Origin of the sequence: Vibrio sp. SCSIO 43133, from assembly GCF_023716845.1 — a bacterium.
GTDB lineage: Bacteria > Pseudomonadota > Gammaproteobacteria > Enterobacterales > Vibrionaceae > Vibrio > Vibrio mediterranei.
Genome location: NZ_CP068025.1, coordinates 1,600,676 through 1,626,829, shown reverse-complemented (window position 1 = coordinate 1,626,829; position 26,154 = coordinate 1,600,676). Strand labels below are relative to the sequence as shown.

General features: G+C 44.2%; 29 protein-coding genes. 26 read left to right on the top strand and 3 right to left on the bottom strand.

Annotation, left to right across the window (positions count from 1 at the left end):
* Positions 1 to 82: 82 nt before the first annotated feature.
* The 11 genes from JKJ11_RS24140 (at position 83) to JKJ11_RS24090 (ending at position 8,182) form a co-directional block, all read left to right on the top strand.
* A complete protein-coding gene (locus JKJ11_RS24140) occupies positions 83 to 1,273 on the top strand; it encodes a DNA circularization N-terminal domain-containing protein (protein WP_252039436.1) in 1,191 nt (396 codons plus the stop codon).
* Positions 1,270 to 2,208, top strand: a complete 939-nt coding sequence (locus JKJ11_RS24135; protein ID WP_252039435.1) for a phage tail protein — start codon at positions 1,270 to 1,272, stop codon at positions 2,206 to 2,208. The genes JKJ11_RS24140 and JKJ11_RS24135 overlap by 4 nt, the downstream gene beginning before the upstream one ends.
* Entirely contained in the window at positions 2,201 to 2,806 is a 606-nt protein-coding gene (locus JKJ11_RS24130) for a phage baseplate assembly protein domain-containing protein (RefSeq protein ID WP_252039434.1), read from the top strand. The genes JKJ11_RS24135 and JKJ11_RS24130 overlap by 8 nt, the downstream gene beginning before the upstream one ends.
* Entirely contained in the window at positions 2,803 to 3,204 is a 402-nt protein-coding gene (locus JKJ11_RS24125; protein ID WP_252039433.1) for a phage GP46 family protein, read from the top strand. Before JKJ11_RS24130 ends, JKJ11_RS24125 begins: the two co-directional genes overlap by 4 nt.
* The gene (locus JKJ11_RS24120; protein ID WP_252039432.1) at positions 3,201 to 4,244 is read left to right on the top strand and encodes a baseplate J/gp47 family protein; all 1,044 of its coding nucleotides are present in this window, start codon (positions 3,201 to 3,203) and stop codon (positions 4,242 to 4,244) included. Before JKJ11_RS24125 ends, JKJ11_RS24120 begins: the two co-directional genes overlap by 4 nt.
* Complete coding sequence (locus JKJ11_RS24115) at positions 4,226 to 4,705, top strand: hypothetical protein (RefSeq protein WP_252039431.1); 480 nt, start codon at positions 4,226 to 4,228, stop codon at positions 4,703 to 4,705. Before JKJ11_RS24120 ends, JKJ11_RS24115 begins: the two co-directional genes overlap by 19 nt.
* Positions 4,702 to 5,784 (top strand): phage tail protein, encoded by a 1,083-nt coding sequence (locus JKJ11_RS24110; protein WP_252039430.1) that lies wholly within the window; start codon positions 4,702 to 4,704, stop codon positions 5,782 to 5,784. Before JKJ11_RS24115 ends, JKJ11_RS24110 begins: the two co-directional genes overlap by 4 nt.
* The gene (locus tag JKJ11_RS24105) at positions 5,784 to 6,722 is read left to right on the top strand and encodes a hypothetical protein (protein WP_252039429.1); all 939 of its coding nucleotides are present in this window, start codon (positions 5,784 to 5,786) and stop codon (positions 6,720 to 6,722) included. Before JKJ11_RS24110 ends, JKJ11_RS24105 begins: the two co-directional genes overlap by 1 nt.
* Positions 6,723 to 6,873: 151 nt before the next feature.
* A complete protein-coding gene (locus tag JKJ11_RS24100) occupies positions 6,874 to 7,116 on the top strand; it encodes a hypothetical protein (protein WP_252039428.1) in 243 nt (80 codons plus the stop codon).
* Positions 7,113 to 7,658 carry a lysozyme gene (locus tag JKJ11_RS24095; RefSeq protein ID WP_252039427.1) on the top strand — a complete coding sequence of 182 codons (546 nt, stop codon included), beginning with the start codon at positions 7,113 to 7,115 and terminating at the stop codon, positions 7,656 to 7,658. Before JKJ11_RS24100 ends, JKJ11_RS24095 begins: the two co-directional genes overlap by 4 nt.
* A gap of 2 nt (positions 7,659 to 7,660) precedes the next feature.
* Complete coding sequence (locus tag JKJ11_RS24090; RefSeq protein ID WP_252039426.1) at positions 7,661 to 8,182, top strand: hypothetical protein; 522 nt, start codon at positions 7,661 to 7,663, stop codon at positions 8,180 to 8,182.
* Positions 8,183 to 8,206: 24 nt separating this feature from the next.
* Here JKJ11_RS24090 and JKJ11_RS24085 read toward each other — a convergent pair whose 3' ends face one another.
* Positions 8,207 to 9,175 (bottom strand): phage portal protein, encoded by a 969-nt coding sequence (locus tag JKJ11_RS24085; RefSeq protein WP_252039424.1) that lies wholly within the window; start codon positions 9,173 to 9,175, stop codon positions 8,207 to 8,209.
* 16 nt (positions 9,176 to 9,191) lie between these two features.
* Positions 9,192 to 10,943, bottom strand: a complete 1,752-nt coding sequence (locus tag JKJ11_RS24080) for a terminase large subunit domain-containing protein (protein WP_252039422.1) — start codon at positions 10,941 to 10,943, stop codon at positions 9,192 to 9,194.
* 132 nt (positions 10,944 to 11,075) lie between these two features.
* Between JKJ11_RS24080 and JKJ11_RS24075 the strand changes: the two genes are divergently transcribed.
* From JKJ11_RS24075 to JKJ11_RS24020, 12 genes are all read left to right on the top strand, one after another.
* Entirely contained in the window at positions 11,076 to 11,909 is an 834-nt protein-coding gene (locus JKJ11_RS24075; RefSeq protein WP_252040000.1) for a GPO family capsid scaffolding protein, read from the top strand.
* A 50-nt stretch (positions 11,910 to 11,959) separates the two neighbouring features.
* On the top strand, positions 11,960 to 13,024 hold the full coding sequence (locus JKJ11_RS24070) for a phage major capsid protein, P2 family (RefSeq protein WP_252039421.1): 1,065 nt from the start codon (positions 11,960 to 11,962) through the stop codon (positions 13,022 to 13,024).
* Positions 13,025 to 13,141: 117 nt separating this feature from the next.
* Positions 13,142 to 13,594, top strand: a complete 453-nt coding sequence (locus JKJ11_RS24065) for a head completion/stabilization protein (protein WP_252039419.1) — start codon at positions 13,142 to 13,144, stop codon at positions 13,592 to 13,594.
* Entirely contained in the window at positions 13,594 to 14,073 is a 480-nt protein-coding gene (locus JKJ11_RS24060) for a phage tail protein (protein WP_252039417.1), read from the top strand. Before JKJ11_RS24065 ends, JKJ11_RS24060 begins: the two co-directional genes overlap by 1 nt.
* A complete protein-coding gene (locus JKJ11_RS24055; RefSeq protein ID WP_171349330.1) occupies positions 14,055 to 14,594 on the top strand; it encodes a phage virion morphogenesis family protein in 540 nt (179 codons plus the stop codon). The genes JKJ11_RS24060 and JKJ11_RS24055 overlap by 19 nt, the downstream gene beginning before the upstream one ends.
* Positions 14,594 to 14,797: a DUF2635 domain-containing protein gene (locus tag JKJ11_RS24050; protein ID WP_252039416.1), complete on the top strand. Its 204-nt coding sequence runs from the start codon at positions 14,594 to 14,596 to the stop codon at positions 14,795 to 14,797. The genes JKJ11_RS24055 and JKJ11_RS24050 overlap by 1 nt, the downstream gene beginning before the upstream one ends.
* Positions 14,797 to 15,942 (top strand): phage tail sheath subtilisin-like domain-containing protein, encoded by a 1,146-nt coding sequence (locus JKJ11_RS24045; protein ID WP_252039414.1) that lies wholly within the window; start codon positions 14,797 to 14,799, stop codon positions 15,940 to 15,942. Before JKJ11_RS24050 ends, JKJ11_RS24045 begins: the two co-directional genes overlap by 1 nt.
* A 3-nt stretch (positions 15,943 to 15,945) precedes the next feature.
* Positions 15,946 to 16,311 (top strand): phage tail tube protein, encoded by a 366-nt coding sequence (locus JKJ11_RS24040; RefSeq protein ID WP_252039413.1) that lies wholly within the window; start codon positions 15,946 to 15,948, stop codon positions 16,309 to 16,311.
* Positions 16,312 to 16,322: 11 nt separating this feature from the next.
* Positions 16,323 to 17,024 (top strand): phage terminase small subunit, encoded by a 702-nt coding sequence (gene gpM, locus JKJ11_RS24035; RefSeq protein ID WP_252039412.1) that lies wholly within the window; start codon positions 16,323 to 16,325, stop codon positions 17,022 to 17,024.
* Positions 17,008 to 17,295, top strand: coding sequence for a phage tail assembly protein (locus tag JKJ11_RS24030; protein WP_063604682.1), 288 nt, complete (start codon positions 17,008 to 17,010; stop codon positions 17,293 to 17,295). The genes gpM and JKJ11_RS24030 overlap by 17 nt, the downstream gene beginning before the upstream one ends.
* Positions 17,241 to 17,438 (top strand): GpE family phage tail protein, encoded by a 198-nt coding sequence (locus tag JKJ11_RS24025; RefSeq protein WP_353505911.1) that lies wholly within the window; start codon positions 17,241 to 17,243, stop codon positions 17,436 to 17,438. Before JKJ11_RS24030 ends, JKJ11_RS24025 begins: the two co-directional genes overlap by 55 nt.
* 30 nt (positions 17,439 to 17,468) lie before the next feature.
* A complete protein-coding gene (locus JKJ11_RS24020; protein ID WP_252039409.1) occupies positions 17,469 to 19,352 on the top strand; it encodes a coiled-coil domain-containing protein in 1,884 nt (627 codons plus the stop codon).
* Between the two features lie 559 nt (positions 19,353 to 19,911).
* On the opposite strand, the gene JKJ11_RS24015 is transcribed toward JKJ11_RS24020, so the two are convergent.
* Positions 19,912 to 21,342: a hypothetical protein gene (locus tag JKJ11_RS24015; RefSeq protein ID WP_252039408.1), complete on the bottom strand. Its 1,431-nt coding sequence runs from the start codon at positions 21,340 to 21,342 to the stop codon at positions 19,912 to 19,914.
* Positions 21,343 to 22,150: 808 nt separating this feature from the next.
* Here JKJ11_RS24015 and JKJ11_RS24010 point away from each other — a divergent pair.
* From JKJ11_RS24010 to JKJ11_RS24000, 3 genes are all read left to right on the top strand, one after another.
* Entirely contained in the window at positions 22,151 to 23,572 is a 1,422-nt protein-coding gene (locus tag JKJ11_RS24010) for an anaerobic C4-dicarboxylate transporter (protein ID WP_252039407.1), read from the top strand.
* A gap of 381 nt (positions 23,573 to 23,953) precedes the next feature.
* Positions 23,954 to 25,027 carry a 4-hydroxyphenylpyruvate dioxygenase gene (gene hppD / locus JKJ11_RS24005; protein WP_038230836.1) on the top strand — a complete coding sequence of 358 codons (1,074 nt, stop codon included), beginning with the start codon at positions 23,954 to 23,956 and terminating at the stop codon, positions 25,025 to 25,027.
* A complete protein-coding gene (locus JKJ11_RS24000) occupies positions 25,020 to 26,153 on the top strand; it encodes a homogentisate 1,2-dioxygenase (protein WP_252039999.1) in 1,134 nt (377 codons plus the stop codon). The genes hppD and JKJ11_RS24000 overlap by 8 nt, the downstream gene beginning before the upstream one ends.
* Position 26,154 lies beyond the last annotated feature (1 nt).

The following is a 26,154-nucleotide window of genomic DNA, read 5'->3' as shown; positions in this document are numbered from 1 at the left end:
ACGAGCGCTGAGCGCCCGAACCAGTCCTAAAATCTCCAATCGCTGCCTATTTCCTTTTTTTCTTCTATTGGTGGGTTTTCTCATGTGGGAACGACAACACGAGCACGCTAGATGGAATGGGCTTAAGCTCAATATCCTGTCTACCTCCTTTGATGGTGGTAAGCGTCTGCAAGTAAGTGAAATCCCATACGCTGACTTACCACACATAAAAGTCATGGGCACGAAAGCCCGAGCCTTCACCTTTGAAGTTGTGTTCGTGGGTGCGAGCTCACTTGCAGATGCGAATGCACTCATTGATAACCTTGAAGCGAACCCACAAGGAGAGCTTGAACACCCTTGGTTAGGTGAACTACCGCTAGTCTTTGAAGACCACTCGCTAAGCTTCAGCACGAAGAAAGGTCTAGTAACATTAAGTCTTAAGTTCGTGCGCTCTGGTACTTCGCCTTCCATCACTGCACCGACAACAGTACGCACCAAGGCACAAGCTGACATAGTAGAAAGCCTGTCCAAGCAATCATTTGTTGAAGAGGTTGAAGGGCTGGATGTGTCTCAAATCAACGAAGTACAAAACAACGCAACCAATGCGCTCAATGTGTTGGTTGATATTACTAACCGCCTGAATCTAGCCGATGATTCGCAGCAAGATATTAACCTAGCGATAAATAAAGCCTTCTCAGCCGTGAGCAGTTTGAGCACTAACCCTGCCGAGTTTGCAGACCTGTTTTCTAGCGCTGTCGATACGGTGTCTGAAGGTGTTCAATCAGAGCCCGTTTCCGAGAGTGAAGCCATCGATAACTCACGCAGTGCTCAAGCTTTGATGCTTGGCGAAGTAAAAACCGATAGCCCAACCAAACACCACAATGTACAGATGGTGACGGGCGCGGTGAAGATGAGTAAAGACGTGACTGACCTAGAAGCCAATGACAGCTTCGAGATCACCCTAACCCAAAAGCAACCAGAGATTATTCAAAGTGATCTCTCAACGCTAATTGTCAACGTTGATGACCGCATTAAGGAAACCACTCAAGTCTCTACGCAAGAAAGCATAAAGCTCTATGACGCCCTCACCTCACTAAAAAGCAATGTGCAAACTCAGCACGACAAAGTAGCAGAGGGAACCAAAGCGCACAGAACTGTGCAATCACCTCACTTTAAGTCAGCGTTAACCATTGCCCATGACGAGTACACCAATGAAAACGTTATTACCAAAATGAATGCACTTCAGCACCCTTTGTTTATCCGTGGTGATATCGCGGTGAGGGATGCACGATGAATCAACTCACGATGTACATTGAAGGAAAGCAGCATACTTTCTACCAAGCCAACTTGAACTACTCAACAGAGCAATTGGCCCACACATTTAGCTGCTCGATTGAACCAATGAAGATTGAGCACCCGTTGTCGGTAGAGTTCTTCCTCAATGGCCAATCCATCTTAATCGGTCAGATAGATGAGGCAGAAAACGAGACAGGTGCAAGCTCTTTAACTATGCCAATAGTAGGACGTTCCAAGAGCGCCAACATGATTGACTCGCGCATCACTATGGATGCGCTTTACAACCTCAATGTTGAAGAGCTGCTTAGAAAGCTGGCTAAGCCATTTGGTTTAGGGGTAAAGAGCCTCGTTAAAGGCATGCCGAAGATTGAAGAGTTTCAGATTAACGCCGAGTCTCCGGTTGAAAATGTTGCTCAGCTCATCCGTGAACAAGGCTACATGCTCATCGAGAGAAATGGTGTACTGACTATTGAGAACACAGCGCATGCAACGATTAACAATGTTGGCCTTGAAACAGGCAACAACATAGACAGCTTAAAGATAAAACGCGCCTTCAATAAGCAGTTTCATACCATTGATGTGCAGGGTCAGTGGGACGATGCCAGCGCTCAAGTCACTAACCCTAGCATTGATAGCTCGCGCACTATGGTGATCACTTGTGACCAACTGCAAAACAGTGCAGCGTGTTTATCTCGTGCCAAATATGAACGCAACTTAGCCATAGCAGAAAGCCTGACCGCTTCAACGTCTGTCGCAGATATATTTCCTCAGCTTGCGATTGATGGATTAAACCGAGTAATTCGAGTGATCGACAAAGAGCAGGGTTTTAGCGAAATGCTGGTGATCAAGTCTCTTGGCCTATCGGTATCCGAAAGCTCCGCGAGCACTTCCGTTGAGTTGGTCAGACCGTTTAAGGAGCAAAGTCATGTCTAGTGCTCAACGTCAGCAACAACAGCGGTTAATGGCTCGCATCAAGAACGTGATCGGAACAGGAACAGTGACAGGTGCAACCACGGGCATGTTGCAAATCAGAACGGCAACAGGCCGCACCAATGACCGAATTAAGCGCGTCCACAACTACGGCTTTATGAGCCGACCACTACCAGAAGCCAGGGCTTACAATCTGTTTATCGGCGGTGTCACTGCACGTGGGATTACCGTCAATGTTGAAGATGAGCGCTACCAAATCGACTTAAAGCCCGGTGAGGTCGCCATGCTCGATGACAAGGGCAACTTAATCCATCAAACCGAAGAAGGAATTAAGGTTTATGCGACCAAAGGTAAGGTCGATGTAGTAGCAGCGAATGAAGTCTCTATCAAAGCGCCATTAGTGAACGTTATCGCTGACAAAACCACGTTTTCTAAAGATGTAGAAATAGGCGGCAACCTGAGCGTGGCGAAGAATGCAGAAGTTGCAGGCTCTGTCGGTGGTCAGTCTGGTACGTTCGGCGGCGTCAAAGTCGAAACGCACGACCATGATTATGAAGACGACAACACGACCAAGACTACAGAAGGGCCAAACAAAGCATGAGCCATTTTAAATTGAACGCACTGATAGAGTCTGTGGATTCCAAAGACGGTATGACTCATGCGGTGCTGCAAAGCGTCTATAACTACGCAGAGTCAACTAAGAATGACCGCGCCAGAATGGACAACAATGAGCGCGGCGGTACTTGGAGCGGTGAACTAATAGAGATTGTTGGCTCTCGTGATTGGACTCTCAAACGAGCCAAATTGACTGACGAAACCTTAAGGCTTGCTAAACGCTTTTATGAAGAAGCTCTCGCCTGGTTAATTCAACAAGGTCACGCCAAAGCCGTTGAAGTCACCGTTTGGAGAGAGAAGCCAAATCAAATGGGCCGTAATGTCATGATAACACTGACTGACGGCTCCACATTTGATATTCCACTATCGAAGGTAGATAAATGAGTACACAAGTGAGCCTTGAGAGCTTAATCGCTCGTGCTGAAGCCAACCTGACAGCAGCAACAGGGCAAAGCAACCCAGCCACCAAAGCGATAGCTTCTGCCATTGCTGGCGTCAGCTACGGGCAATATGGCTATCAAGATTTGCTTTTCAGACAATTACACCCTGAAACCTGCTCTGAAGCGTGGCTATACCTGCATGCTAATCGCCACAATACACCACGACTGCTGCCTACTTTTGCGAAAGGTACAGTGCAGTTTACTGAGCTAGGTGGAACCGTGGTGATCGCCAAAGGTACTCGCCTAATCTACGGTGATAAAGAGTACGAAACCACTAAGGAGCAGTACAGCAATGTGCCTGTAGACGTCATTGCACTGGAGTCAGGGACAACAAGCAATTTACCAAACGGCGCTAAACTCACCCTAACCGAAGGGCTAAGCGGTATCGACCCTAATAATATCCTATCGCTTGGTATTGAAGGTGGTGCAGATATCGAAGAGCTAGAGCACTGGCGAGCGCGAGTAATCGTGGCATTCGAGAAGAACGAGCTGATCGGCAAGTCAGAAGATTACGAAGTGTGGGCAGTGTCGGCTCACTCTGATGTTGATTTTGCTTGGGCACTCGATAACACACCAGAGCGCGGCATGGTAGAGGTCTACATTGGCGCACGTGAGAACGACCCAACGTTAAGCGGTGAAGTGGTAAACCTTGTTCAAGAGACCTTCGAAACTAACCGACTCGCTGGTTGCCATCCGTTTGCTCATCTCCCAGAAAAAGCGCCGCTCGCTATAGAGATTCAAGGCATTGAAGACCTAGCGATTCGTGATGATGTGGTCACGGCCCTTGAAAACTTTGTCAAAGGGAAAATGGGCAAGATAGACCCAAACACCCAAAAGCCTGAATCCATCACCAACACCGAAATTGTGTTAGTGATTTCAACGGTGACCAATAACTTTATTGTCAAAGCACCCGTGGGCGAAGTGGCTATCGAAAATAATCAGATTCATGTACTAGGAGCCGTCACATGGACACCTCCGACTTAATCATTGAGTACAGCGAAGGTGATTTTGCTGATGCTTACCGTGGACTGCTTCCTCAAGGCGAATACTGGCAAGACACCGAGAACGCAGAGCTGACCAATACCATTAACGGTATAGCGAAAGACTTTAAGAAAACCCATGACGATATTGAATTATCACTATTAACAGATTTTGAGGAGCAAGGGTTTGGCTGGAGGATTTCAGACTATCAGGCTCTTTTAAACAACACAGTAGGTCAACAAAGTGGGCGGGTATTTGATGACGTGCAAGAGCCAAACCTTATTTACGGCTCATTGTATGACGAATTTCGTCATCACAGCGCTCAAGCTTGGCAAGCATTTGAGAAATACAGATTACCGCATACCGAAATTGCTTGGATTTATCACTCAAAGTTCAGAGTTCATCACCAGATGGCAAATTATCGACACATTAGAAACCTGCATAAATACGAGGTCACACGATGAGTTTATTGATTACCGATGCGGGTATCGCGGCTTCAATTAGAGCTGGCGAACTTGGTATCAGTTACAAAATTGCAGAAATCAGTATAGGCACTGAAGGCTATATACCTAACAAAGACCAAACGAACTTACGTAACGAAGTTCAACGCAAAGCAATCACTCGTGGTGAAGTAACAGCACTTGGTCAACTTCATTTTGAAACTACGTGGGATGGAAGCGAAACCTTTGAAGGTAAAGAGTTAGGATACTGGTTAGATGATGGCACTCTATTCGCGGTCGATAGTAGAGATGGTGATGTCATTACTTATAAACAACAAGATTCAGCTGTGACCGAAGCATGTGAATTAAACTTAGCCGCTTCCACAATTGAAAATATCACTGTGGAAGTGCTTAATCCTTATAGCGCAACAGAAGACCGAGCAGGTATTGCAAAAATCACAACTAATGAGCAAGTTGAAGAAGGAACCGACGACCACTCATTCTTGACGGTTAAAAAATTGGCCTATGCATTAGGCGTTCCCCATATCATCGACAAACTAGTCAGCAACTTGTGGCTAAAACTGGCCGCAAAAATCCTTCCTGTCGGTGCGCCCATCCCGTGGATGACGGACATTGCACCCGATGGTTTTGCCATTATGAAAGACCAAGCATTTGATATGGATGTAAACACTGAACTTGCTAAGGTATTTACGAACGGAATTATTCCCGACATGCGTGGGTGTGGCGTGATTGGCAAAGAGGATGGTGAAACAGTCGGTGCCTTTGCAGCAGGTCAAGTCAAAGAGCATGGTCACCCAAACTCTACAGTATCATCTACAAATCTCGGAAGTAAAAACTCAAACAATAAAGGCGCACATAAACACAACGCTAAACATGATGGAAATGCGTCTGGAGATGGGCCTTATTTTGGTGATTCTGCATCAACTAAGGGGGCTCGAAACGTGCAAACAGAGTCTGCTGGGGATCATGTGCATAGTGTCGCCATTGGCTCTCATGCTCACGCGGTGGTGATTGCGCTATTTGGCGCACTTAAAAATACCATTGATCACCGAAAAGTGAATTGGATTGTAAGGATGGCGTAATGACAAAGTTTTTCACTAAATCAATGACCGTGAATGTCTCAAAGATAACACTAGATGGTTGGTGGCTAGAGAACACGCAAGAGCACGTTGTAAAGAACACAGCGCTTGGCAAAGAATTCACGCAGAACATCTACACACCGTCACAAGATAGCATGATTGCTCGATATGACCGAGACACCGATACTTGGTCAGAAGAAATTAAAAACATGACGTTTGAGCAGTATTGGGATAAACACGGGCAACCATTCATCATTGGAGAACCTGAAGGTGATTATCCTGAAGGTGCAATTAAACAAGCGCCACCTAAGTTTGATGTTAACACTCAAACAGTACTGTATTCAGAAGAAACGGGCTGGACAGTTTACGAAATTCAAATAGGTAAAGCGTATTATGATGAATACGGCCAAGAGTTAATCATCGCAGATTACAACTTTGAACTGCCGACCAACCACACGTTTGAGCCGCCTCCGCTAGCGGTTGAAGGCTATGCAGTTAAGTGGGTAAACAAACAATGGAGACAGATTATTGATCATAGGGAAAAGTTAGCTTTTGCCAAGGATAGAGATAACCCTGATGTTGATGATTACATCATAGAGTCAATCGGTGAAATACCGAATACGCACACGCTACTAGAGCCTGAAAAGTATGATTCATGGGTAAATGATAATACTAGCTGGCAATACGATATTGAGCGTCATCGACCATTTAAGATCGCGGAAGAAAAAAACTGGCGAGCCATTGAACTCGACAAAGTTATCAATCGTATCGACCAATACGAAAAAGACCAAAACTACCCAATAGAACTCCGAACATCACCAATCGCATCTGATGCGGATTTTTTACTACTTCTAGAAGATAGAAAAATTCTAAGTGACTACCCTGATTCCGAAAACTTTCCCTTTGGCGAGCGACCCACTCTTTCAAACCTAGCCAATTAACTAGAAAGCCCAGCCTAGCTGCTGGGTTTGTTCTTTCTGCCTTCCCAAACTTCTATATCTCCGCACTAGAAATGCCATAAGTACCCTTTAAACCGCAGCGCTATACACTGGTTTTGTGGGGCGCTAATCACTAGTTACGAGAGAAAAATCAATGAATCAAACAGAGGTAAAAGCGTTAGTTGTTTCTTTGCTAGACATTGCTGGATTAAAGAAAACTCTAACGTCTGTTAGTGCAACCCTAATCAGCTTTGGTGTGAATGATATAGCGCAGCTTATCGCAATCTTCGTAGGTATCGTTTCGGGCGTCATGGCTATTCGCCACTATGCCGTTGCCACCAAACTAAATCAAGCCAAATTAGACAAACTGAACTCACAAGAGGATGGCGTAGCATGAGCCTAAAAACCAAAGCAATACAGGCGGTGGTGTGCTCCGTCACTTCAGTTCTTGCCATTGCATTTACTATCGACTCAGAGCTAAACGTCAGTGAAAGTGGTTTACGCCATATCGCTAACGAAGAAGGTTGTCGCCTTAAATCCTACCAATGTAGCGCGAATGTTTGGACTGTCGGCCTAGGTCATACCAACGGCGTGACCAAGGATACACATATTACCGAAAAGCAAGCCGCTGAAAGCTTTGTTGAAAGCGTCTCTGCCGCTGAACGTATAGTTAACAAGCGTATCACCCAAACACCAAACCAAGGCGAGTATGACATGATGGTGAGCTTTGTTTATAACCTTGGTGCAGGTAACTTCGCACGCTCTACATTGCTGAGAAAATTTAACCGAGGTGATCGCATTGGTGCTTGTAATGAGTATCCGCGGTGGGTGTTTGTGAATGGTAAAGATTGCCGACTAGAAAAAAGCAACTGTGCCGGTATTCCTAAACGCCGAAGTAAAGAGCAAGACGTTTGTCTAAACGGTTGGCAAGGAGAGTAACCATGTTAAGTAAGTATCTAACTCTGTTTAAAGCCGTTGCCTTTACCGCCGTTCTTTGTAGTGTCGCTTACCTTTCTTACGACTACGGCGTTACGACTACAGAAGCTAAAGCCCAAAAAGCGCAAAACGCCTTATGGGACAAAGTAGAACAGAAACAAGACGAGGCTTTTCAATTAGCCGTAAAACTGGCTAACCAAAAGCCTGATATTCGAATTGAGTTTCGAGAGATAGAAAAAAAGGTGATCAAGTATGCTCAAAAGAACAGTGATAAGCAGTGCGTTGTTAATGATCCTGACTGGATGCACATCCGCACCGAATCAGTGCGAGCGCATAATCGAGCAATCGGTATTCAGCAACCCACCACCGTCTCTGATGGTACCACCGAAACCACTACAGGTTACGAACGAGACGCCGAAGTCCTAGCCGAAGATGTAGCGAACCTGCAAACCTGTGCTGAAAATGCACAACAACTGCTATCGCTACAAACATGGATAAAAGCACAACTCAACCCCTCGCTGCAGTAAAGACGAATCTATCTATACTCGATACTAAGCCACATCTAAACGCATGTACTCATTCGGGGTAATAACCTTTTGCCCCGTAAATTCATTCAACTCTTGCATCATATCAATCAGCGGCAAAAGCTCATTCTTGTGAAACAACCAATCAACCTTACTGAGATCGAGCGACGTAATACTCTCGCGGCGAACACTCATTAACTCGATAGGCACTCGATGAAGCGCCAATACATCCGTCATGGTCTGATTTTTCACATCTTTAAACGCATCTTTCGCTTCAACCTGCCCTATCGCTTTTAATTCCGGTGCTTTGGTATCTTTACCTTTCGCATTAACAAACAGGTTCTTGAATGCCATGCCTTCTTGTGCCTGAAGCTGTTTCTTGATCTCGTCTTCCTGCTTTTTGGTCATTGTTGGCTCATTCATATACAATAAATAGCCAGCGTGATTACCATTACGAAAATACTGACGACGAAACAAAGTGGCATCTTCATTTAGCCAGATAGAGGTAAGGCCGCTCACATGACTTGGCAAGCCGTAAAGCTCTTGAGCAATATCATAGTCACCCAAGTGAAATACTTGCCCATGTTTATAGTCAATACGTCCTTCGTCATCATAAGCGCGTGGTTTGTATGTCCAGCCTAAATCTTCACGCCTACGCATATAGAGCGCGGGCAAATGCTTCAACTTAACAGGCTCACCTAGCCCACGGAAACTGCGTATAACTTGCAGGTAGCCATTACCAAACGTTAAGTAGTCTTGAATAAATCGCTTTGCATCTTGGCGAGATAACAACCCACTCAACGCAATAGCTAAAATCAACGTATTACGTTTGAATTCTATTGCGCTGGCATGCATGGGGTTCACACGCAAGGCCTTAGCCAAAGTATCAAGCGGTATTGGCGGCTCAAATAAGCCGTCAATTAACGCTACTTCTAAATAGCTCAGAATATCGCTATTCATCACACTTACAGGTTTAGAAAATTCAATCTCAATCACTTGCTCTCTCCAGTTATTAGAAGAACGTTACGCTTGTATCGTTATCTGCATTAACATCTATTGGTTCCCACGCTAGAACGTGCATCGAGGCCCATGCTAAATCAGCATGCGAACCTATCTTGCTACGATTGGAAACAAAGGTGACTTGTCCACTTTTATCGGTGGTTTGCTGGCGAATCATCAAGAAGGAATGCACTAGGTCATCCCAATCATCATCAAACAAGAAGCGCCCATTATTGATAATCTCTCGCGCTTTATATGCCATCATGCGCTTCATCTCTGGTGAATAGTTCAACTCAACCAAAGCCGGGTAAAACTTACGTACCAACTCTGCTACCGCCGAGCCCACGCCGCCAGTGTCCATCGCTAAATAAACCACGTTGTACTTTTCGGTAATGCTTCGAATGGTTTCAGCTTGTTGTTCATAACTCGAACCTTTCAAGCGAAGTTTCTCAATAGCCCGAAACACGCCGCCTTTGGTTTTGGGCTTCAGTGCAACCACTAAACCTGCATCATCCGAACCTTCACCAGTGCCGCCACCTCTTGGATCATAACCAACCAAAACCTCTGCATTACCAACTGGTCTCGCTTTATCGTGGTCTACGTCCTGCCACAAGTCAGTATCTGTCTTGCAAGCCAACAACGCCTTGAGCGCAAAGAACGAGGCGCTATCATCCAAGAATTTACAGCGAAGCAGGTTGTCGAACACCTCTTTAACCGGATACTTACGCTTAAGCTTCTCCATGTTGAAGAGCTTGTCACCACCTTTGGCAATGGCATCATCAACCGTGATCATTTGACGGAAGATGTAGTCGGGGCCAAGCGCACCGTCTTTCAGTGCTTTATGGCTTAGGTCAATATTGTCTTCTTTCTTACCAGACCATTTTGGGTAAGCCTCATGCGCCATAGTAGAAGGGGTTGATATGTAGGTTGTACGGTACTGAGCCTGAATCGACATACCACCTGCATAGTCATCAAGTGCCCCAAAGCGAGGAATCCAGAAGACCTCATCCCAATACATATGACCGTTAAAGCCCTGAGAAGATGAAACATTGGTTGAACAGAAAATAAGATTAGCGCCATTGCTTAATTCAATGTCGTCTTTCCCTTTTAAATCAATGCCAGCAATCTCAAGAGCAAACTTGCGAATGTAATTTTTAAAGATGTACGCCTGCTTCTTGGACGCAGAAATAAACACCTGGTTATCTCCGCTAAGCACTGCATCTTCAAACGCTTCCCATGCAAAATAGAACGACAAACCAATTTGGCGAGATTTAAGATAAAAGCGAATCTCGTTGATCTCATCATTTTGCTTGTGCTCATGAATTTCTTTCTGGTAGGCAAAGAAGGTCTTTTCACGGTATTCATCCAACATCTCTTTGGTGATACCGGAAATATCATTTTTAACCTTATTTGATTTACGTCCTCGCTTATTCTCACCGCCGCTAGAACTAGCTGGTCGAGAGCGCTCTTCTGATTTCTGGTTTTTATAGTGCTGCTCTAGCAGCATCTTCAGCTCGCGCTCTTGGCATTCGAGCTTATGGTCAACCCACATCAAGTAAGCAATACGCTGCCTTAGCATTAATTCAACGGGTGCATCGTCCCTCAGCTTTTTCCAATCAAACTGAGTTATCCATTTCTGAACCGTGCGAGTAGCCACACCAACTTGCTCCGCAATTTCAGGCGGCTTTCGTTGACGCAAAAACAATTCCAACGCTCTCGTTTGGTCTGTGGTGTATAGCGCACCGCTAATAACATTCGTATCCATGTTGGCATAGTGCTATAGCCCCCTAAATTACTCAGCTTGTGCGCTTTCTATATTCACCATTTAGAAACAGCACAAATACAAAAAGACAAAGGCATTGGTTAGATTGGAATCATTGAATTTAGGAGAGAAATGATGTTCAAGTCTGAGCCAATTTGCATTTTAAAGGCGGGGCCAACGGTAGACGGACGTAATGTACCTCAACAGGTTATTGACGATATCGCTGACACTTATGATCCGAAGAAGTACAACGCCTTAATTAATGAAGAACACTTTCAATGGAGTTGGAAGTACGGCTCAGTGCTGTCAGCTGAAAAACGCAACGATGAGCTATGGGCAGTAATCAAACCCAATTCAATGTTACTTCGCACTGTCGAGAACGGCCAATTACTCCACACCTCAGTTGAATACCAAGAAGATTTTGGTGAAACCGGAAAAGCCTATCTAACGGGTCTCGCACTTACTGACAACCCCGCGTCACTGGGTACGACACAGATTCAGTTATCTAATAAATCTGCGGATAAGACCTACGTCTCAACGGGGCAGACGGTCAATCTTTCCACTCTTTCTGGGCAAAACCCCGAACAATCAGAGCAAGGTCTATTCAAACAATTCAAAAGCTGGCTCAAAGGCGAAGGCTATTCTGAGCAGCTCTCACAAAAACAGGAACCCGACGAAATGAGCAAAAAAACCGAAGAGCTGCTTGAGCAAAGCATTGAGCAGAACAAAGAACTGAGCAATCAGCTAGGTCAGCTTGTTACCTGCCTCTCTGCTCAAAGCAAACAAGATGGTGACCAAGAAACACCGCCAGAAGAAGGCGACGAAGTCACCGAACTAAAAGGTCAAGTCGAAAACCTATCAACTCAAGTAGGTGAATTAAAAGACCAGTTACAAACGCTCAGCAAACAGACTGATGAGCATGATCGCAAGCCTGCTGGCTCCGATGGCGAAGAAACTCCATATCTGTAACTAAACAGATAATCATCGCTTAAAAGATAACAACTTTATTAGGCCGAACAATGGAAAGAAATACTGAAATTAAACTTGCCGCATTCCTTAAAACTGCCGCTGAGCAAAACGAAATTACCGATGCGACTCAAAAGTTCAATGTGACCCCCAACGGTGCTCAAAAGGTCGTTGCACAACTTCGTGATTCCAACTGGTTCATGAAGAAAATCAACGTAATTCTGGTTAAGAACCAGAAAGGCGAATCTATTGGTCTGAGCGTCAATGGCATGATTGCTAGCCGCACTGATACGTCAGGCGATGGCAAACGCACACCAAAAGACCATTCACAAGCTGGCTCAATGCCATACGTATGTGAGCAAACTAACTTTGATACGGCAATCCGTTACGAAAAAATGGACGCTTGGGCTCACGAGCCTCGTTTTAATCAAATCATTTCTGCCGAAACTCGCGATCAAATATCAGCGAACCAAATTACCATCGGCTGGTATGGTGAACGTGTAGAGAAAACCACTGATCGCGAAACAAACCCGAACGGCGAAGATGTCAATAAAGGTTGGTACCAAGCCATGCGCGAACACAATGCAGGACGACTGATCTCAGAGATTACTCAAGACTCAGGTGTTATTCGTATTGGCGAAGGTGGTGACGGCTCTGCTGGTAAAGAAAAGGGGGATTTTATCAACCTTGACTTAGCCGTATTAAACGTGAAGACGCTGCTTCACTCAGCTTGTGAAGACGATGCTGACCTAGTTGCAATTATCGGCTCTGACCTGCTTGGGTACGACAAAGCTAAGTTTTACGAAGCACATGGCAATACTCCAAGCGAGAAAAGCAAGGTAGAAGAAATTCAGGTCATCGGTACATATGGTGGTCTACCTGCCGTAAAAGTGCCGGGCTTCCCTTCTACAGGCATCATGGTAACCAGTTACAAAAACCTATCCATCTACATTCAAAAAGATTCCATTCGCCGTTCATTAGGTAAGAAGAACGATGAAAAAGACCAAGTCGAAAACTTTGAGTCTATGAACATGGCTTACGTCATTGAAGAGAAAGGCAAGGCCGCTGCCGTGGACTTCAAGAATGTCCGACTATGGATTGAAGGCGCTTGGCACTAATTAACTAACACCCCACAAATGCAGGCTCTCTCGCTGCTTCATGTGTGCTTATGTACTTAATGATAATCGCGAGTGCTGCCTGCATCCCCCCCGTATCCCACTGAATAAGGTTGAGTCATGGCTGATTATGTCGGAAACAAAAACGAGATATACGACTCTGAGCTACCTGCTTCTGGCAAGTATCCAGCCCTAAAAATTTCAGAGTTTCAGTCTCTGTTCCATTTCCAAAGCAATGAGACAGAGGCAGGCATTCTGCACCACGCAAAAGTATCGCGTGTGAAAGTTCATTCAGAGCTAAAAGACACCTTAGAACCTTTTGCTAATTTAGCTGAGTTATCGCAAGCACGATTTGATGATGAAGAGTCAGCCGAGACGCTCTACAAGCAAGCCGTGTTTGCGCTTACCGCCGCACAACTAATCAGCACACAAATGAGCGGAGATGCCACCAAAGACGCGGCAGAAAGGCAAGAGGCCCTAACAGACAAGAAAGAAGAATGTGAAGTCCAGTACCGCCAAGCGGTAGACATGATCATTCATGGTGAAGAAACCTACCGCTTTGAGAGGGTGTGATGAAAGCTTTGCAAAACCTAACAGACCTTTTCAAGACGCATATTGTTGATGCCAAAGGCTTTGATTCATGGGCAGAAGACGGCGCTATTTTTTGCACTCAAGGTGATGAAATTGACGGTTTTGAAGTCGAATATACCGCCATTATCTTTGTACAAAATGCCTCTCTCAATCCAGACAATTTGTTTATGCACATTGTCAGTTGGCTAAATAAGTATGACCAACACCGAAGCGAGAAAGGTTTAGCCATGCCGACATTTGCTGTCGAACGTCTCGACAAAGGACGTTACGACATAAAGCTAAAGCTCGATATTCGAGAAGAGTACAGCCTGATCGAAGATGAACAAGGCGATTGGAAACAAGCCGGCGATCTATACCGATGTGATAACCAGTTTGAAGCCGCTGTTGATGAAGATGAGTTAGGTGAACTAGTTCACTTTGTTGGTCACGAGAATGACTTGCCATGTCAGAACTCACACTAAAAACGCCCGAACAATTAACTCAAGTTGTTGAGAGCTTAGTGCTTACTGCGTCTGAGAAATTCGACCTGAACAGACGAATGGCGAATCGCGCACGGCAATTCTTTCGAGCCCAAATAAGAGCTCAGCGAGATATTGATAACAACCCATACCAAAGCCGAACGCGAAGGAAGAAAGTCAAAATTCGGGAAGGTCTGGAAGGCGCACATACCGCCAACAACAAAAACATGCTGTTAGGTTTTGGTCGCTCAATGCGAACCATTGTGACTGAAGACAATTTTGAAGTTGGGATTAAAGGTGTGGCTGGCGATATCGGACGCGAGCACAACGAAGGTTCACAGGTGTCATTTACTACTCGAGTAAACGGCTTTTTTGATAGCAAGGTTGGTCGCTGGAAAGGCGGCACACTGACTAAACGAAATTACACGATGCCAAAGCGAACCTTCATTGGTTGGACGCCAGCTCTAGAGCGAGAGCTACTAGCAATGGCAGCGGAATACTTTGCACTAGAGGATGCAGCGTAATGGAAAAAACCAAAGTACCAACATTCACAATCAAGCCCAAAGAAGGCGTCACTGTAAAAGACCCTAAAACGCTTGAGCCCTTACAAACTTCAGGTGAAAGCAAACCTCGTAACACCTATTGGCTACGTCGTGTCAACGATGGTGACTGCACGGTTGTTGACACTTCGACAAAACAAACGACCACCAAAAAGGATGCTAAATAATGAGTATTAGCTTCAACGAAGTTCCTAGCAATATTCGCGTACCAGGTTGTTTTATCGAGATCGATAATAGCCTAGCGAACAGTGCAGAAGAACAACAAATCATCTTAGCCATTGGTAATGCGATTGCAGGTGCCAAAGTTGGGCCAAATACCGTGACTTTGTGTATGGACGAAACCATTGCAGCAGAGAACTTCGGCAAAGATGGCGCAACCTCTGAAATTGTGGAAATGGTGGAATACTTCCGCAAACAAGATGAAGTTATGCCTATCTTCGCAGTCAGTGTTGACGCTGGTGATATCACTAGTGCTCTAGCCGCGTTGGGGGATGTTCAATATAACCACATCATGTGCTCACTCAATGATGAAACAACCATTCGAGAGTTAGGTGAGTTGCTTGAAGAACGTTATGACGCAATGAACCAGATCCCCGGTTTAGCTTACATTCCGAAAAAAGGCACACACGCAGAACTTGTCACCTTTGCCCCTGTGAGTAATTGCCCGTTGATTAGCTTCATGCCTATCAATCAATTCTGTGATTCAGCAAACACTGATCTCAGTGATGCGGCTGCAATTGGTGCTTGGGTTGGTCAAATTGCGCCTTCGCTTGCTACTGACCCTTGCCGACCTTTGCAAACTTTGAAGCTTAGTGGCGTTTACTCAAAGGCTGCAAGTGAATGGACGTTTGCAGAGCGCAATATGTTGCTATACGAAGGTATTAGTACCTTCACCGTTAGCTCAGCAAAAGAAGTGATGGTTGAGCGTCCTATCACTGCCTACACAGAAAACGCCGCTGGTATTGCAGATAACAGCTATCTCGATGTGATGACGCCTGCCACGGCGATGTATTTCCGTCAGAAACAACGCTCACGCATTCTCAGCAAATACGCACGACACAAGCTGGCGAAAGATGGAACTAAATTTGCTCCCGGTCAGGCCATCGTGACACCAAGCATGCTCAAAACGGAGCTGCTCGCCTTGTATCGAGAGCTGGAATACAACGGTATTATTCAGGACTTTGACGGCTACAAAAAGTCGCTCATTGTTGAACTAGACGATACCAACAAACAACGTGCGAACTACCAAGATTCTCCGCAGTTCGTAAACGGTTTAATCATTACCGCAGGTAAGGTTCAATTTAGGAAGTAACTTATGTCAACGAAAATTACTAGCCGTGCAGTCCTTAACGCTGGTTCGTTAGGTCGCCTGCCACTAAAGGAAGGTGCTGAAATTGGCTTTGGTAACCTAAAGCGTGAAACTGTCATGGGTGATGATGGTCCATTAGGTTTTACCGAAGAGTACTCTGATGCTCCATTTATCAAGGCAACCATCGTTCACGCTAAAACTACAGATGAGGAAGCGATCGCAAACTTCGTAGATGAGAATGTCACCTTGGAAACCAACAGTGGCAAGACCTACACCTTGAAAGATGCATGGACGGTTGATCCTCTTACTCTGAATGTGAAAGACGGTCAGCTTGAAATCTTACTTAACGGCACTGAGCTGATACCACAGTAAGGAGTAACCTCATGCTATCTATCCTCATGAAGAGAAAGCACCAGTTACAGGCAACACAGCAACAGCCAGAGCAAACTCAGCGACCAGAGGTGAGCACTTCTACTCGCCCTGCTTTAGTTGATAAGCCTTGGGAAGAGACTCAAACGGCTTTGAAGAATGACTTAGGCCTCTTAAAAAGCTTGTCAGGCTCTAAAGAGAAAGCCCCTTACAAAGAAGAGCTGGTGAAAAAGTATCGCCCATTGGTAGAAAGGCTGCTTGAAACCCACAAAGGCAACTATGCCAACCTTGAAGTAATGTGGTGGTTCTACTTGTGGCAAGTTGATTTAGGTCGATTTGAAGAAGTCTATGATGATTTCCGCTTGGCTATCGAAGGTGGTTTAGAGCCTCCTATGACATGGCGAACCAACGGACATACTGCATTTTGTGATCTTGTTTTCACATACTCACACAAAGCTGTTCAGAAGAAAAAAGAGTTTAAGCGAGAGTATTTAATCAATGCCGTCAGAGACCTTCGCTCTGGACAGCTCGCAACTAATGCGCCACTAAAAGTGAAAATGTTCCGCCTAGTCGGTGATTGGCACTTTGACGCTGGCGAGAAAAAAGAAGCTCATGATCTATTTGAGCAAGTAATGAAGCTTGACCCACGTAAGGGTGGTCGCAAGACCAAGCTGAATGATTTAAAAGAGGAGCTAGGCTATGACAGCCCCAATTAAGAACCAATCAATTATTGAGCCTGTAGAGTTGGTTGTACCGATTGTAATAGATGGAAATGAAATCAAAACGCTCGATATCCAAAAGCCAAACTCAGGCAACCTTCGTGGCCTTAGTCTTGTTGATGTGTGTGATATGCGTTTTGAAGCAGGGCAAGTACTGCTACCTCGGATATCTAACCTCACTGAGCGCGACGCTATTAATATGCCTGTCGAGAACTGGGCACCAATTCTGACAACAATCGCCTCTTTTTTCGTGGATGTGGAACACTAATAGAGAACGTTGAAGACTATTACGCAGATCTTGGTGCAGTGTTCCACTGGCAGCCTAGCGAAATAGACAAACTCAGCTACGAAGAACTATTAGCGTTCCGCGAGAAAGCACGACAAAGAACTGAACGAGAAGAGAGCGAGTAAGCTCTCTTTTTTATTTTGGGAAGGATATCTATGAAGATGAATCTCTCTATTGTGATGGGCATGAAAGACAAGACTAAGCCTATCCTGAAAGGTATGAGTAGCGAATCAGACCGCTATGCGAAGAAAATTAGACAGGTACAAAAGGCTCAAGCAAACGACTCTAGCGCTATGGCTATGATTGACCGCTTTAACGACATTAAGAAGGCCAAGCAGAAAAATATACTCGCTCTGAAAGCAGAACAAGAGCAGCTAGATAAAATGCAAAAGAAAGCGAAACAGCTTCAGGTACCGAGTGCCACCCTTACGGCAAGAATAGCCAAGCAGCAAGAAAAGTTGAACAAACTCAACACTGAACAAAAACAATATCAAACTGGATTAATGGGCTTACGTAAGAGCCTCAAAAAGTCCGGTGTTTCTGTGTACAAGCTCGATAGCGAATATGAACGCTTGAATAAGAGTTACAAAGAACATGGCAAAGAGATTACCTCACTACAAAAGAAGTACTCGAAGCTACAAGGCATCATGAAACCGATGCAAAAGCTCAATGGAAAAATAAAGCTACCTAAAGTCGGTGGAGCGGTTGCCGGAAAGGGAGCCGCTTTGCTTGGTGGTTTGAGTATTGCTGGCTTAGTAACTGAATTGAACAGTGCAGCAGCAGAAATGGACGCTCTTGCGAAAAAATCAGCCACTCTGAAGATGTCAATTAGTGAACTGCAAGCTATGCGTAAACAAGCTTCGCATGCTGGTGTTGACGAAGATATTATGTCATCGGCCTTAACACGCTTTACTAAGCGTCTGGGCGTACTACAGCAGACAGGAAGTGGCATTCTTGGCTCATACCTTAAAAAGAGCGGTAATAGCGTTTTCGCTGACTTAAAAGGCGCGAAAGATACTCAGCAAGCCTACGAGCAGCTATTGCAATCATTCTCCAAGTTAGAAACAGCTCAAGAGCAAATGGCTTTTGCTGATGCGGCTTTTGGTCAAGATGGACGAAAAATGTTGCTCTTGCTCCGAGAAGGAACAGATGGGTTGACCAAAGCCCGTAAAGAGCTAGCAGATCTAGGAGGTGGTGCTAACGCGGAAGATGCAGCAAAAGCAGAAGCCTACAATGATGCTTTGCAACGTATTCAAGAAAGCATCAAGTCAATCAAGTATGCTGCCCTCGCCCCTATCATGGAAAAAGCAACTCAAGCCTTTGGCGAATTCACGAATAAATTCAAGAATGCCAAATGGCGAGATGAAACCATCTCCAAAGTCACTCAAGTGGTAAAAGGTCTCTACAACGGACTCATTTTTCTGGGTAAGGGAGTTATTTTTGTGTCTCAGCACTTCCGTGAGATTGTTGCAATAGTGGCTTTGGTCAAAGCAGCCTTAATAGCACTAAACGCCGTAATCTTAGGTAACCCTATTGGATTAATTGTCGCAGCAGTCATGGCGGCGGTTGTGGCGGTCACCTATCTAGTAGATAAATTCTACGGATTAGACAAGGTAGTCGCCGCATTTGGTGAGATGATTCAAACTGTTTGGTCAAAGGTGAAAAAGATCATTAATATGCTTCCCGATTCATTAATTCCCAAAAGCTGGAAGCTACAAACGGATAAAGCAGGTGAACAAGTCGATAACTTAGCGGAAAAGCTAAATAAGATTAAAGACAAGAACACCAAACTAGGTATCACCACCGCCGAAACCCATAAGCGCAACGAACGCCAAGGTTACGGCAGCTACACAACCGGAAACCTAACCACGCAAAGCCAGTACCACCCATACCAACCACTGGCCCCACAGACAATGAAAAGCAAATCCGAAGTCGAACTGCGCATCAAGTCCGATAAGCCAGTCACGGTAGACAAAGCAAAGAGCGAGAAAGGTACCGAGTTAAATCTAGATGTAGGGAATATGGCTTACAGCTATTAGAAACAAAAATGGCTGCATCATAGCAGCCATTTTCTATATACAGTCGTTATGTTGGAATGATGCCCTAGCCTACAAATTACTTGCGATTACGTCACTAACCTTTTCCATCTACCATGTAGAATCAGCAAGCAAATTAACTCTAAAACATCTTCAGTTAAGCCTTACAGCACGCCAAGGGTTTATAGTTTGCGAAAAGTCATCATCCTTTCTAAAACTTACACCTCATTAGCTATCACCAAATCCATGTCTAGCTTGTCACACAACAGCGCATAAGTATCTACCATACTCTTGTAGGATGCGGACACTTAGAAACTCTGACAGAAAGCACCTCCTAAGTGTCATTTGGTATATGACACACTCATGTTTTTAACAGTTAGTTGGCGATTTTTCAAGTTTCTTAAATCCCATTCGAGTAGTAGCTTTCATATCGCCATCCACATTGGCCAATATAATGGCATTATCTGGAAACAATATGTTAGTGGACAGAAATCGTTTATTGGGATTGCTCTATATGACTTGTGCCAGATTAGTAAAAGTATCGATAAACCATAAACACTTGTTAGTTATGATTCAAGTTAGATAAAATATCTTCGATCTTTTTGTAACTATCAAACCCTGTTCTGATGACCTCTAGTGGGATCGTATTCGTTTTTCCATGCACAAGATCATTACGAATATTACTGCTGCGTAACTTGATGGTTAGCTTTTTCAACTCTTTACAAAGCCCATCACTAATGTTAGAAACATTTTTTAAAAACTTAATTTGTGCGAAAATACTCGGTACCATTGCTTCTATAGGGGCAGTATCCATACCTGATTTGGAGAATAGTTCACAACTATTACATCTAGACTTTCCCTGCATGAATAAATCCAACATCTCTTTTTTATCTGAAGCTTCAGAAAAAAGTTCAAGATAAAAAATAAGCATAGACTCATATGCAGAGTTAAGCATATAGAATGCACTGGTAAAATTACAATGGTCTTGATGCATTAAAGCCTGAGAAAACAGTTCGTCATGAAGCGGCAACCCAGTAGAATTGAAACTTTCAAATAACTCAGCCGTTTTCTCTGAATTTAATTCTTGCTTCGATAGTATATCAACCAGAGCGTCTCCGCCTGTGCCAAAATTTATTGTATGATGAAAAACAGTCCCATCAGATCGATGTTGCATGGTTTGACTACGGCCGACATCCGAATAATTCAAACTAAACAACGACAAGTTATTATCAATCAATTTTATTCTTGAAATTAAACCATTTAAAATCTTTAGGCACTTACTGATATTGAACGATGCCTCTCTATTTTTGCTAGTTGGTCCTAGCCAATAATTATCAGTTGAGGTAAAGCCCAAAAACGTCAATGTTATTTTAGAAAAATATCTATCACCTACCTGAGAAGTAAGATCATCTAATTTTAGAGTTTTAATAGATATTTGAGATGCATTTTCACTATTAAGCTTATAATCCCCATCAGGGACTGGCAAAGCATAAGGTCCCCTAAATGAGACTGTATAGCTAGGGTCAATACCTTCTAAGGCTTTCCTTCCAATAGATATTAAATCTATCGCATTGCTAAAAGCATTACTATCACACTCTAATCTCTTTGACCAAAGTTCAAGCAGAGCAATCGAGGAATGTAATTCTTCCTTGTTTCTTGTTTTATCATAATAACAAAACAAATTTGCTTTAAGATTGTTGTACATTACCAATGCATGATTGAAATAGCCATTGAGCGGTTCTTCATTTAACTGTTTGCTAGTTATTGAATTGTACAGTTCAAACAAACTTACGAAGTCCTCAAAAAAACATTCATCTGAAGCCGAGTATAAAGCGTTAGATAGATTAAGGAATATCTCGGTAAATTCATCTGCTGACCTGAATTTACCTTTAATTATATCATCTCGTCTATCTAAGAGATCAAGTCCAACCGAGACTGCGTCTGTGTGCTTTCCTTCATCTCGAAACTCTCTTGCTAATATCTTTATATTCATAAAATCCCCGTGAATTTCTAACGCTTTCCATACTGTGAATAGCCTTACTTCATAACGATATAATGTGGTCATTTTTTTTAGTATTCAATACTAAATCAATAGTCTATTAAAAAATAGAATGGCGTAGATCGCTCAAGTTAACATAACTTGGAGATTTGCTTAATTTGGATAAATTTTAGTAAGGGAAACGTACGCCTCCTGAACTATGTAGAGCATTAAACCTAAACTATAAAGGGGCAAAAGTGAATTTCAAACTTTGTTGTCACACTTTTCTTAGATAGCGATGCGGATAGAACCAAAGTTTCGAACTTTATTGTCACAATTGGCTTCTGGTAACCATGATAGAAACGAACTTAGGAAGTAGGAAAGTTTCAATCTTTGTTGTCCACCCACACAAGAGAGCTAAAAGACCTTAGAAGCTGGAGTGTTATACCTTAAATATGATAACGAGCTTCAAATTTATCGCCACTTTGTCGCCACTTAGCAAATCGGAATAATATAACTTACTGTTATATAATAATTAAAACTAAGCCATCATAAAACTGGTGGTTTTATAGGTGCGGATGAGGACAACGAACAAGATATCGTTGCCTAACTCTCACTCTTGTGAAAAACGGAGCTCATTGGAGCTCCGTTTTTTTATTTACACTTTTATTTCAATAACATATGTAAACAAACCCGCAACAATGTGACCCACTTTTGAAATTTACACTCTCATCAGATTATGCAAACTTTTTTCTACCCAGATCAGTATTTGGTTCGCCATTGATGCGCATTATAACTCTGTCGTTATAAAAAAGGAGTTGTTATGTTTTATGTTCATATGCTGCTACTTTTGGCAGTAATATTTGTAGGTATTCGGTACGGTGGTATCGCTTTTGGTTTGCTAGGCGGACTGGGCGTCTCCATTTTAAGCTTCTTCTTTGGTATCGCACCGGGACAACCTCCCATCGGTGTTATGCTTATCATCCTTGCTGTCGTTGCGGCTTCCGCTACATTGGAAGCCACAGGCGGCCTCAAACTGCTAGTAAAGTACGCTGAAATCTTATTGAGAAAGCATCCTTCAAAGGTGGTTTTTCTCGGCCCTCTATGTACTTACTCTCTAACAGTTCTAGTCGGAACTGGTCACTCTGTTTACCCACTGCTTCCTGTTATCTATGATGTCAGTATCAAGCGTGGAATTCGCCCCGAGCGTCCAATGGCCATCTCAACCATTGCGTCGCAAATGGGTATAACTGCAAGCCCAATTGCAGCAGCAGCGGCTGTAGTTATGGCCACAGCCGCTACTAACAACTTGGACATTACTTTAGGACAGGTATTGCTTGTCACTATTCCGGCGACTCTTACTGGTGTTCTCATCGCGGCGACGTGGAGCCTTAAACGTGGTAAAGACCTTAACGACGATCCGGAGTTTTTAGAACGTTGTAAAGATCCACAGTTTAAAGCGCAATTAATTGATACTAGTGAAGCAAGTACAGGTGCTGCTGGACAACAAGAAGATCAAAAAGCAAAACGTGGACTGACAGTCTTCTTGCTCGGTATTCTAACGGTTATCTGTGTTGCCATGTTTGGCAAAGATTTAGGACTACTGCCTGATGACGTGAGTACATCCACAGCACTGCAATTTTTGATGCTGTCGGTTGGTGCCATTATCTTGCTAACCACAAATGTTGACCCGAAAAAAATCGTCAATACCAATGTGTTTATTGCTGGTATGAGCGCCGTCATTATCATCTTTGGTATTGCTTGGATGAGTGACACCATCATTGCTCACAACAAACCGTACATTATTAGCTTGGTTGAAGATGTCGTTCAAACTCATCCTTGGACATTTGCTATCGCCATGTATGCCTCTTCGGTATTCCTTAAGAGTCAAGCTGCCGTTCTAACCATTATGTTACCGCTTGGTTTTGCTTTGGGTATTCCTGCAGAAGTGCTAATCGGTGTCCTACCAGCTTGTTATGCTTACTACTTCTTCCCATTCTATCCGTCAGACTTGGCAGCCATCACGTTTGACCGCTCTGGAACAACGAAAATCGGCAAATACATCCTGAACCATAGCTTCTTGATCCCTGGTTTCATCGGCGTATTTGTTGCAACTTGTATTGGTTATGCGCTATCTACTGGCGTATTGCCAATCTGGTTATGGGCTATTGCGGTTGCTGGATTAGCCTTTGCGGTAAACAGTTACATGAATCGTTTGAGCAGTGAAACACTTAAACTGGCTTAATCGATAATCACCACACTTCAAACGGAGCTATTTAGCTCCGTTTTTTTATATCGATGCTAACAACCACTCCTCGTAAAGCTCGCTGTACTGCTTTTAGCCAAAATTTACACCCTGTAGCACATTGTGAACCCTCTCACAGGCAGCAGAATCCTCTCTTAGTTTTCAATTAGTTATTCTTGCGCTTAATGTTTGTTATGCCCACAAAATCCACTATGTAGCAAAAATGTTACAAAAATCACTATCACTGCCCTTCTTTGCTAAATCTTTGAGTCAGTTTCTTTTTCTTCGCTAATTGGCCAAATTTTATAGAGGAACCACGCTTTACCAATAGAAAGCTCCTCACCATAAAAGGAGCCCGATGACTATCAAAAGGAAACCTACATGAGCATCAATTTTAACCCTCTCGGCACCGACGGATTTGAGTTTGTGGAATACACCGCAGCAGACGACAACGGCATTAACGATCTCAAACGTCTATTTGATTCCTTGGGGTTTGCAGAAATTGCTAAACATCGTTCCAAGGAAGCATGGTTATACCGCCAAGGTGATATTAACTTTATCGTCAATGCACAGCCTCACAGCCAAGCAGAGGCATTCGCTAGAGTGCATGGCCCTTCTGTGTGCGGTATGGCCTTTCGTGTAGAAGATGCAGGTAAAGCAATGTCTCACGCTTTGGAAAATGGTGGTCAACAATACGTGACCGAAATTGGTCCAATGGAGCTCAGTATTCCCGCCATCTATGGAATCGGCGAAAGCTTACTGTATTTTGTCGATCGTTATGGCAGCAGCAGTATTTACGATGTTGATTTCAAATTCTATCCCGATGCCGACAAGCGATTGGCTGAACAAGACGTGGGCTTATACGAACTTGATCACCTAACTCACAATGTTAAGCAAGGACACATGGATGTGTGGTCAGGATTCTACGAGCGTATTGGCAACTTTAGAGAAATTCGTTACTTCGACATTGAAGGCAAACTGACGGGTCTTGTTAGCCGAGCTATGACCGCGCCTTGCGGAAAAATCCGAATTCCAATTAATGAGTCCTCTGACGATAAATCACAAATTGAAGAGTTCATTCGTGAGTACAACGGTGAAGGAATTCAGCACATCGCTTTGACAACCGATGATATTTACCAAACAGTACAAACGCTTCGCGATCGTGGGATGGACTTTATGCCAACACCCGATACCTATTACGAGAAGGTTAACGACCGTGTGGTAGGCCACGGCGAAGATGTTGACCGCCTCCAAGACTTGAGAATCCTTATCGATGGCGCTCCAATGAAAGATGGCATCTTGTTGCAGATCTTTACGCAAACCGTTATTGGTCCAGTATTCTTTGAAATCATTCAGCGCAAAGGCAATGAAGGGTTTGGCGAGGGTAACTTTAAAGCGCTGTTTGAGTCCATTGAAGAAGACCAAATTCGTCGCGGGGTACTTAATGATGCGTAAGTGGCCAACGTTCCCTCATCGAGAGGGAACTTACTCCAAACAGGCGCACGCCGATTTTCCTGAAGAAGCCATCTACGAGCGGGAGGCGGGTCGCGAGGGGTTCTTTGGCCCCGCAACCCACTTCCATCACCAACATGCTCCTACTGGCTGGACAGAATGGGAAGGGGAGCTCAAACCGCGTGCTTTTAACCTCAACAATCTAGAGGGTGCGCAGCAGACATCGCCATGGTCGATACCCACCGTACTGGAAAATAACGAATGTAAAATTCGAGTATGGCGGCTGCAAGAAGCCATGTCCCACCTCGTTCGCAATGCTGACGGGGATGAGCTGTTGTTTATTCATCAAGGCAGCGCTGACCTATATTGCGACTATGGTCATCTAGAGGTCTCTGACGGGGATTACGTCCTGATTCCCCGCTCCACTAATTGGCGCCTAGAACCGCATAGTCCAATGTTCTTATTGATGATCGAAAACACAGGGTCGGCTTATGCGTTACCTGACAAGGGTATCGTCGGTCAACACGCGGTGTTCGATCCTGCGGTTCTTGAGCCACCAGCCATTAACGACAAGTTCAAAACTCAATACAGCGAAAATCAAACTCAAGTACAGCTGAAACGTGGTGGAAAAGTGAATGTCATCACCTATCCCTTCAACCCTCTGGATGCAATAGGCTGGCACGGTGATTTGTCAGTGCTAAAACTCAACTGGCGTGATATTAGACCTTTGATGTCGCACCGTTATCACCTTCCTCCTTCAGCACACACCACCTTTGTTGGAAACGGCTTTGTGGTCTGTACTTTTGTCCCTAGACCGATTGAAAGCGACCCCGGAGCCCTGAAAGTACCGTTTTATCACAACAACGATGATTACGATGAAGTGCTGTTCTATCACGCGGGCGATTTCTTTAGCCGTGACAATATTGAAGCGGGGATGATGACGTTCCACCCAGCAGGCTTTACTCACGGACCACACCCGAAGGCCTTCCAAGCCGGAAGAGAAGCCAAGAAAACCTTTACTGATGAAGTGGCAGTGATGATCGATACCCGCAACGCGCTGCATCATAGCCCAGAAGCGGCAAACGTTGAGAATAACCAGTACGTCTATAGCTGGAAAACAGGAAAATAAT

Bases quoted from the DNA above. Each gene is read 5' to 3' on its own strand.
- JKJ11_RS24070 (WP_252039421.1), top strand. From the start codon at position 11,960: ATGGAAAGAAATACTGAAATTAAACTTGCCGCATTCCTTAAAACTGCC.
- JKJ11_RS24080 (WP_252039422.1), bottom strand. From the start codon at position 10,943: ATGGATACGAATGTTATTAGCGGTGCGCTATACACCACAGACCAAACG.
- JKJ11_RS24105 (WP_252039429.1), top strand. From the start codon at position 5,784: ATGACAAAGTTTTTCACTAAATCAATGACCGTGAATGTCTCAAAGATA.
- JKJ11_RS24075 (WP_252040000.1), top strand. From the start codon at position 11,076: ATGTTCAAGTCTGAGCCAATTTGCATTTTAAAGGCGGGGCCAACGGTA.
- JKJ11_RS24130 (WP_252039434.1), top strand. From the start codon at position 2,201: ATGTCTAGTGCTCAACGTCAGCAACAACAGCGGTTAATGGCTCGCATC.
- JKJ11_RS24055 (WP_171349330.1), top strand. From the start codon at position 14,055: ATGTCAGAACTCACACTAAAAACGCCCGAACAATTAACTCAAGTTGTT.
- JKJ11_RS24020 (WP_252039409.1), top strand. From the start codon at position 17,469: ATGAAGATGAATCTCTCTATTGTGATGGGCATGAAAGACAAGACTAAG.
- JKJ11_RS24030 (WP_063604682.1), top strand. From the start codon at position 17,008: ATGACAGCCCCAATTAAGAACCAATCAATTATTGAGCCTGTAGAGTTG.
- JKJ11_RS24015 (WP_252039408.1), bottom strand. From the start codon at position 21,342: ATGAATATAAAGATATTAGCAAGAGAGTTTCGAGATGAAGGAAAGCAC.
- JKJ11_RS24120 (WP_252039432.1), top strand. From the start codon at position 3,201: ATGAGTACACAAGTGAGCCTTGAGAGCTTAATCGCTCGTGCTGAAGCC.
- JKJ11_RS24110 (WP_252039430.1), top strand. From the start codon at position 4,702: ATGAGTTTATTGATTACCGATGCGGGTATCGCGGCTTCAATTAGAGCT.
- JKJ11_RS24065 (WP_252039419.1), top strand. From the start codon at position 13,142: ATGGCTGATTATGTCGGAAACAAAAACGAGATATACGACTCTGAGCTA.
- JKJ11_RS24135 (WP_252039435.1), top strand. From the start codon at position 1,270: ATGAATCAACTCACGATGTACATTGAAGGAAAGCAGCATACTTTCTAC.
- JKJ11_RS24060 (WP_252039417.1), top strand. From the start codon at position 13,594: ATGAAAGCTTTGCAAAACCTAACAGACCTTTTCAAGACGCATATTGTT.
- JKJ11_RS24100 (WP_252039428.1), top strand. From the start codon at position 6,874: ATGAATCAAACAGAGGTAAAAGCGTTAGTTGTTTCTTTGCTAGACATT.
- gpM (WP_252039412.1), top strand. From the start codon at position 16,323: ATGCTATCTATCCTCATGAAGAGAAAGCACCAGTTACAGGCAACACAG.
- JKJ11_RS24040 (WP_252039413.1), top strand. From the start codon at position 15,946: ATGTCAACGAAAATTACTAGCCGTGCAGTCCTTAACGCTGGTTCGTTA.
- JKJ11_RS24095 (WP_252039427.1), top strand. From the start codon at position 7,113: ATGAGCCTAAAAACCAAAGCAATACAGGCGGTGGTGTGCTCCGTCACT.
- JKJ11_RS24125 (WP_252039433.1), top strand. From the start codon at position 2,803: ATGAGCCATTTTAAATTGAACGCACTGATAGAGTCTGTGGATTCCAAA.
- hppD (WP_038230836.1), top strand. From the start codon at position 23,954: ATGAGCATCAATTTTAACCCTCTCGGCACCGACGGATTTGAGTTTGTG.
- JKJ11_RS24045 (WP_252039414.1), top strand. From the start codon at position 14,797: ATGAGTATTAGCTTCAACGAAGTTCCTAGCAATATTCGCGTACCAGGT.
- JKJ11_RS24050 (WP_252039416.1), top strand. From the start codon at position 14,594: ATGGAAAAAACCAAAGTACCAACATTCACAATCAAGCCCAAAGAAGGC.
- JKJ11_RS24115 (WP_252039431.1), top strand. From the start codon at position 4,226: ATGGACACCTCCGACTTAATCATTGAGTACAGCGAAGGTGATTTTGCT.
- JKJ11_RS24000 (WP_252039999.1), top strand. From the start codon at position 25,020: ATGCGTAAGTGGCCAACGTTCCCTCATCGAGAGGGAACTTACTCCAAA.
- JKJ11_RS24140 (WP_252039436.1), top strand. From the start codon at position 83: ATGTGGGAACGACAACACGAGCACGCTAGATGGAATGGGCTTAAGCTC.
- JKJ11_RS24090 (WP_252039426.1), top strand. From the start codon at position 7,661: ATGTTAAGTAAGTATCTAACTCTGTTTAAAGCCGTTGCCTTTACCGCC.
- JKJ11_RS24010 (WP_252039407.1), top strand. From the start codon at position 22,151: ATGTTTTATGTTCATATGCTGCTACTTTTGGCAGTAATATTTGTAGGT.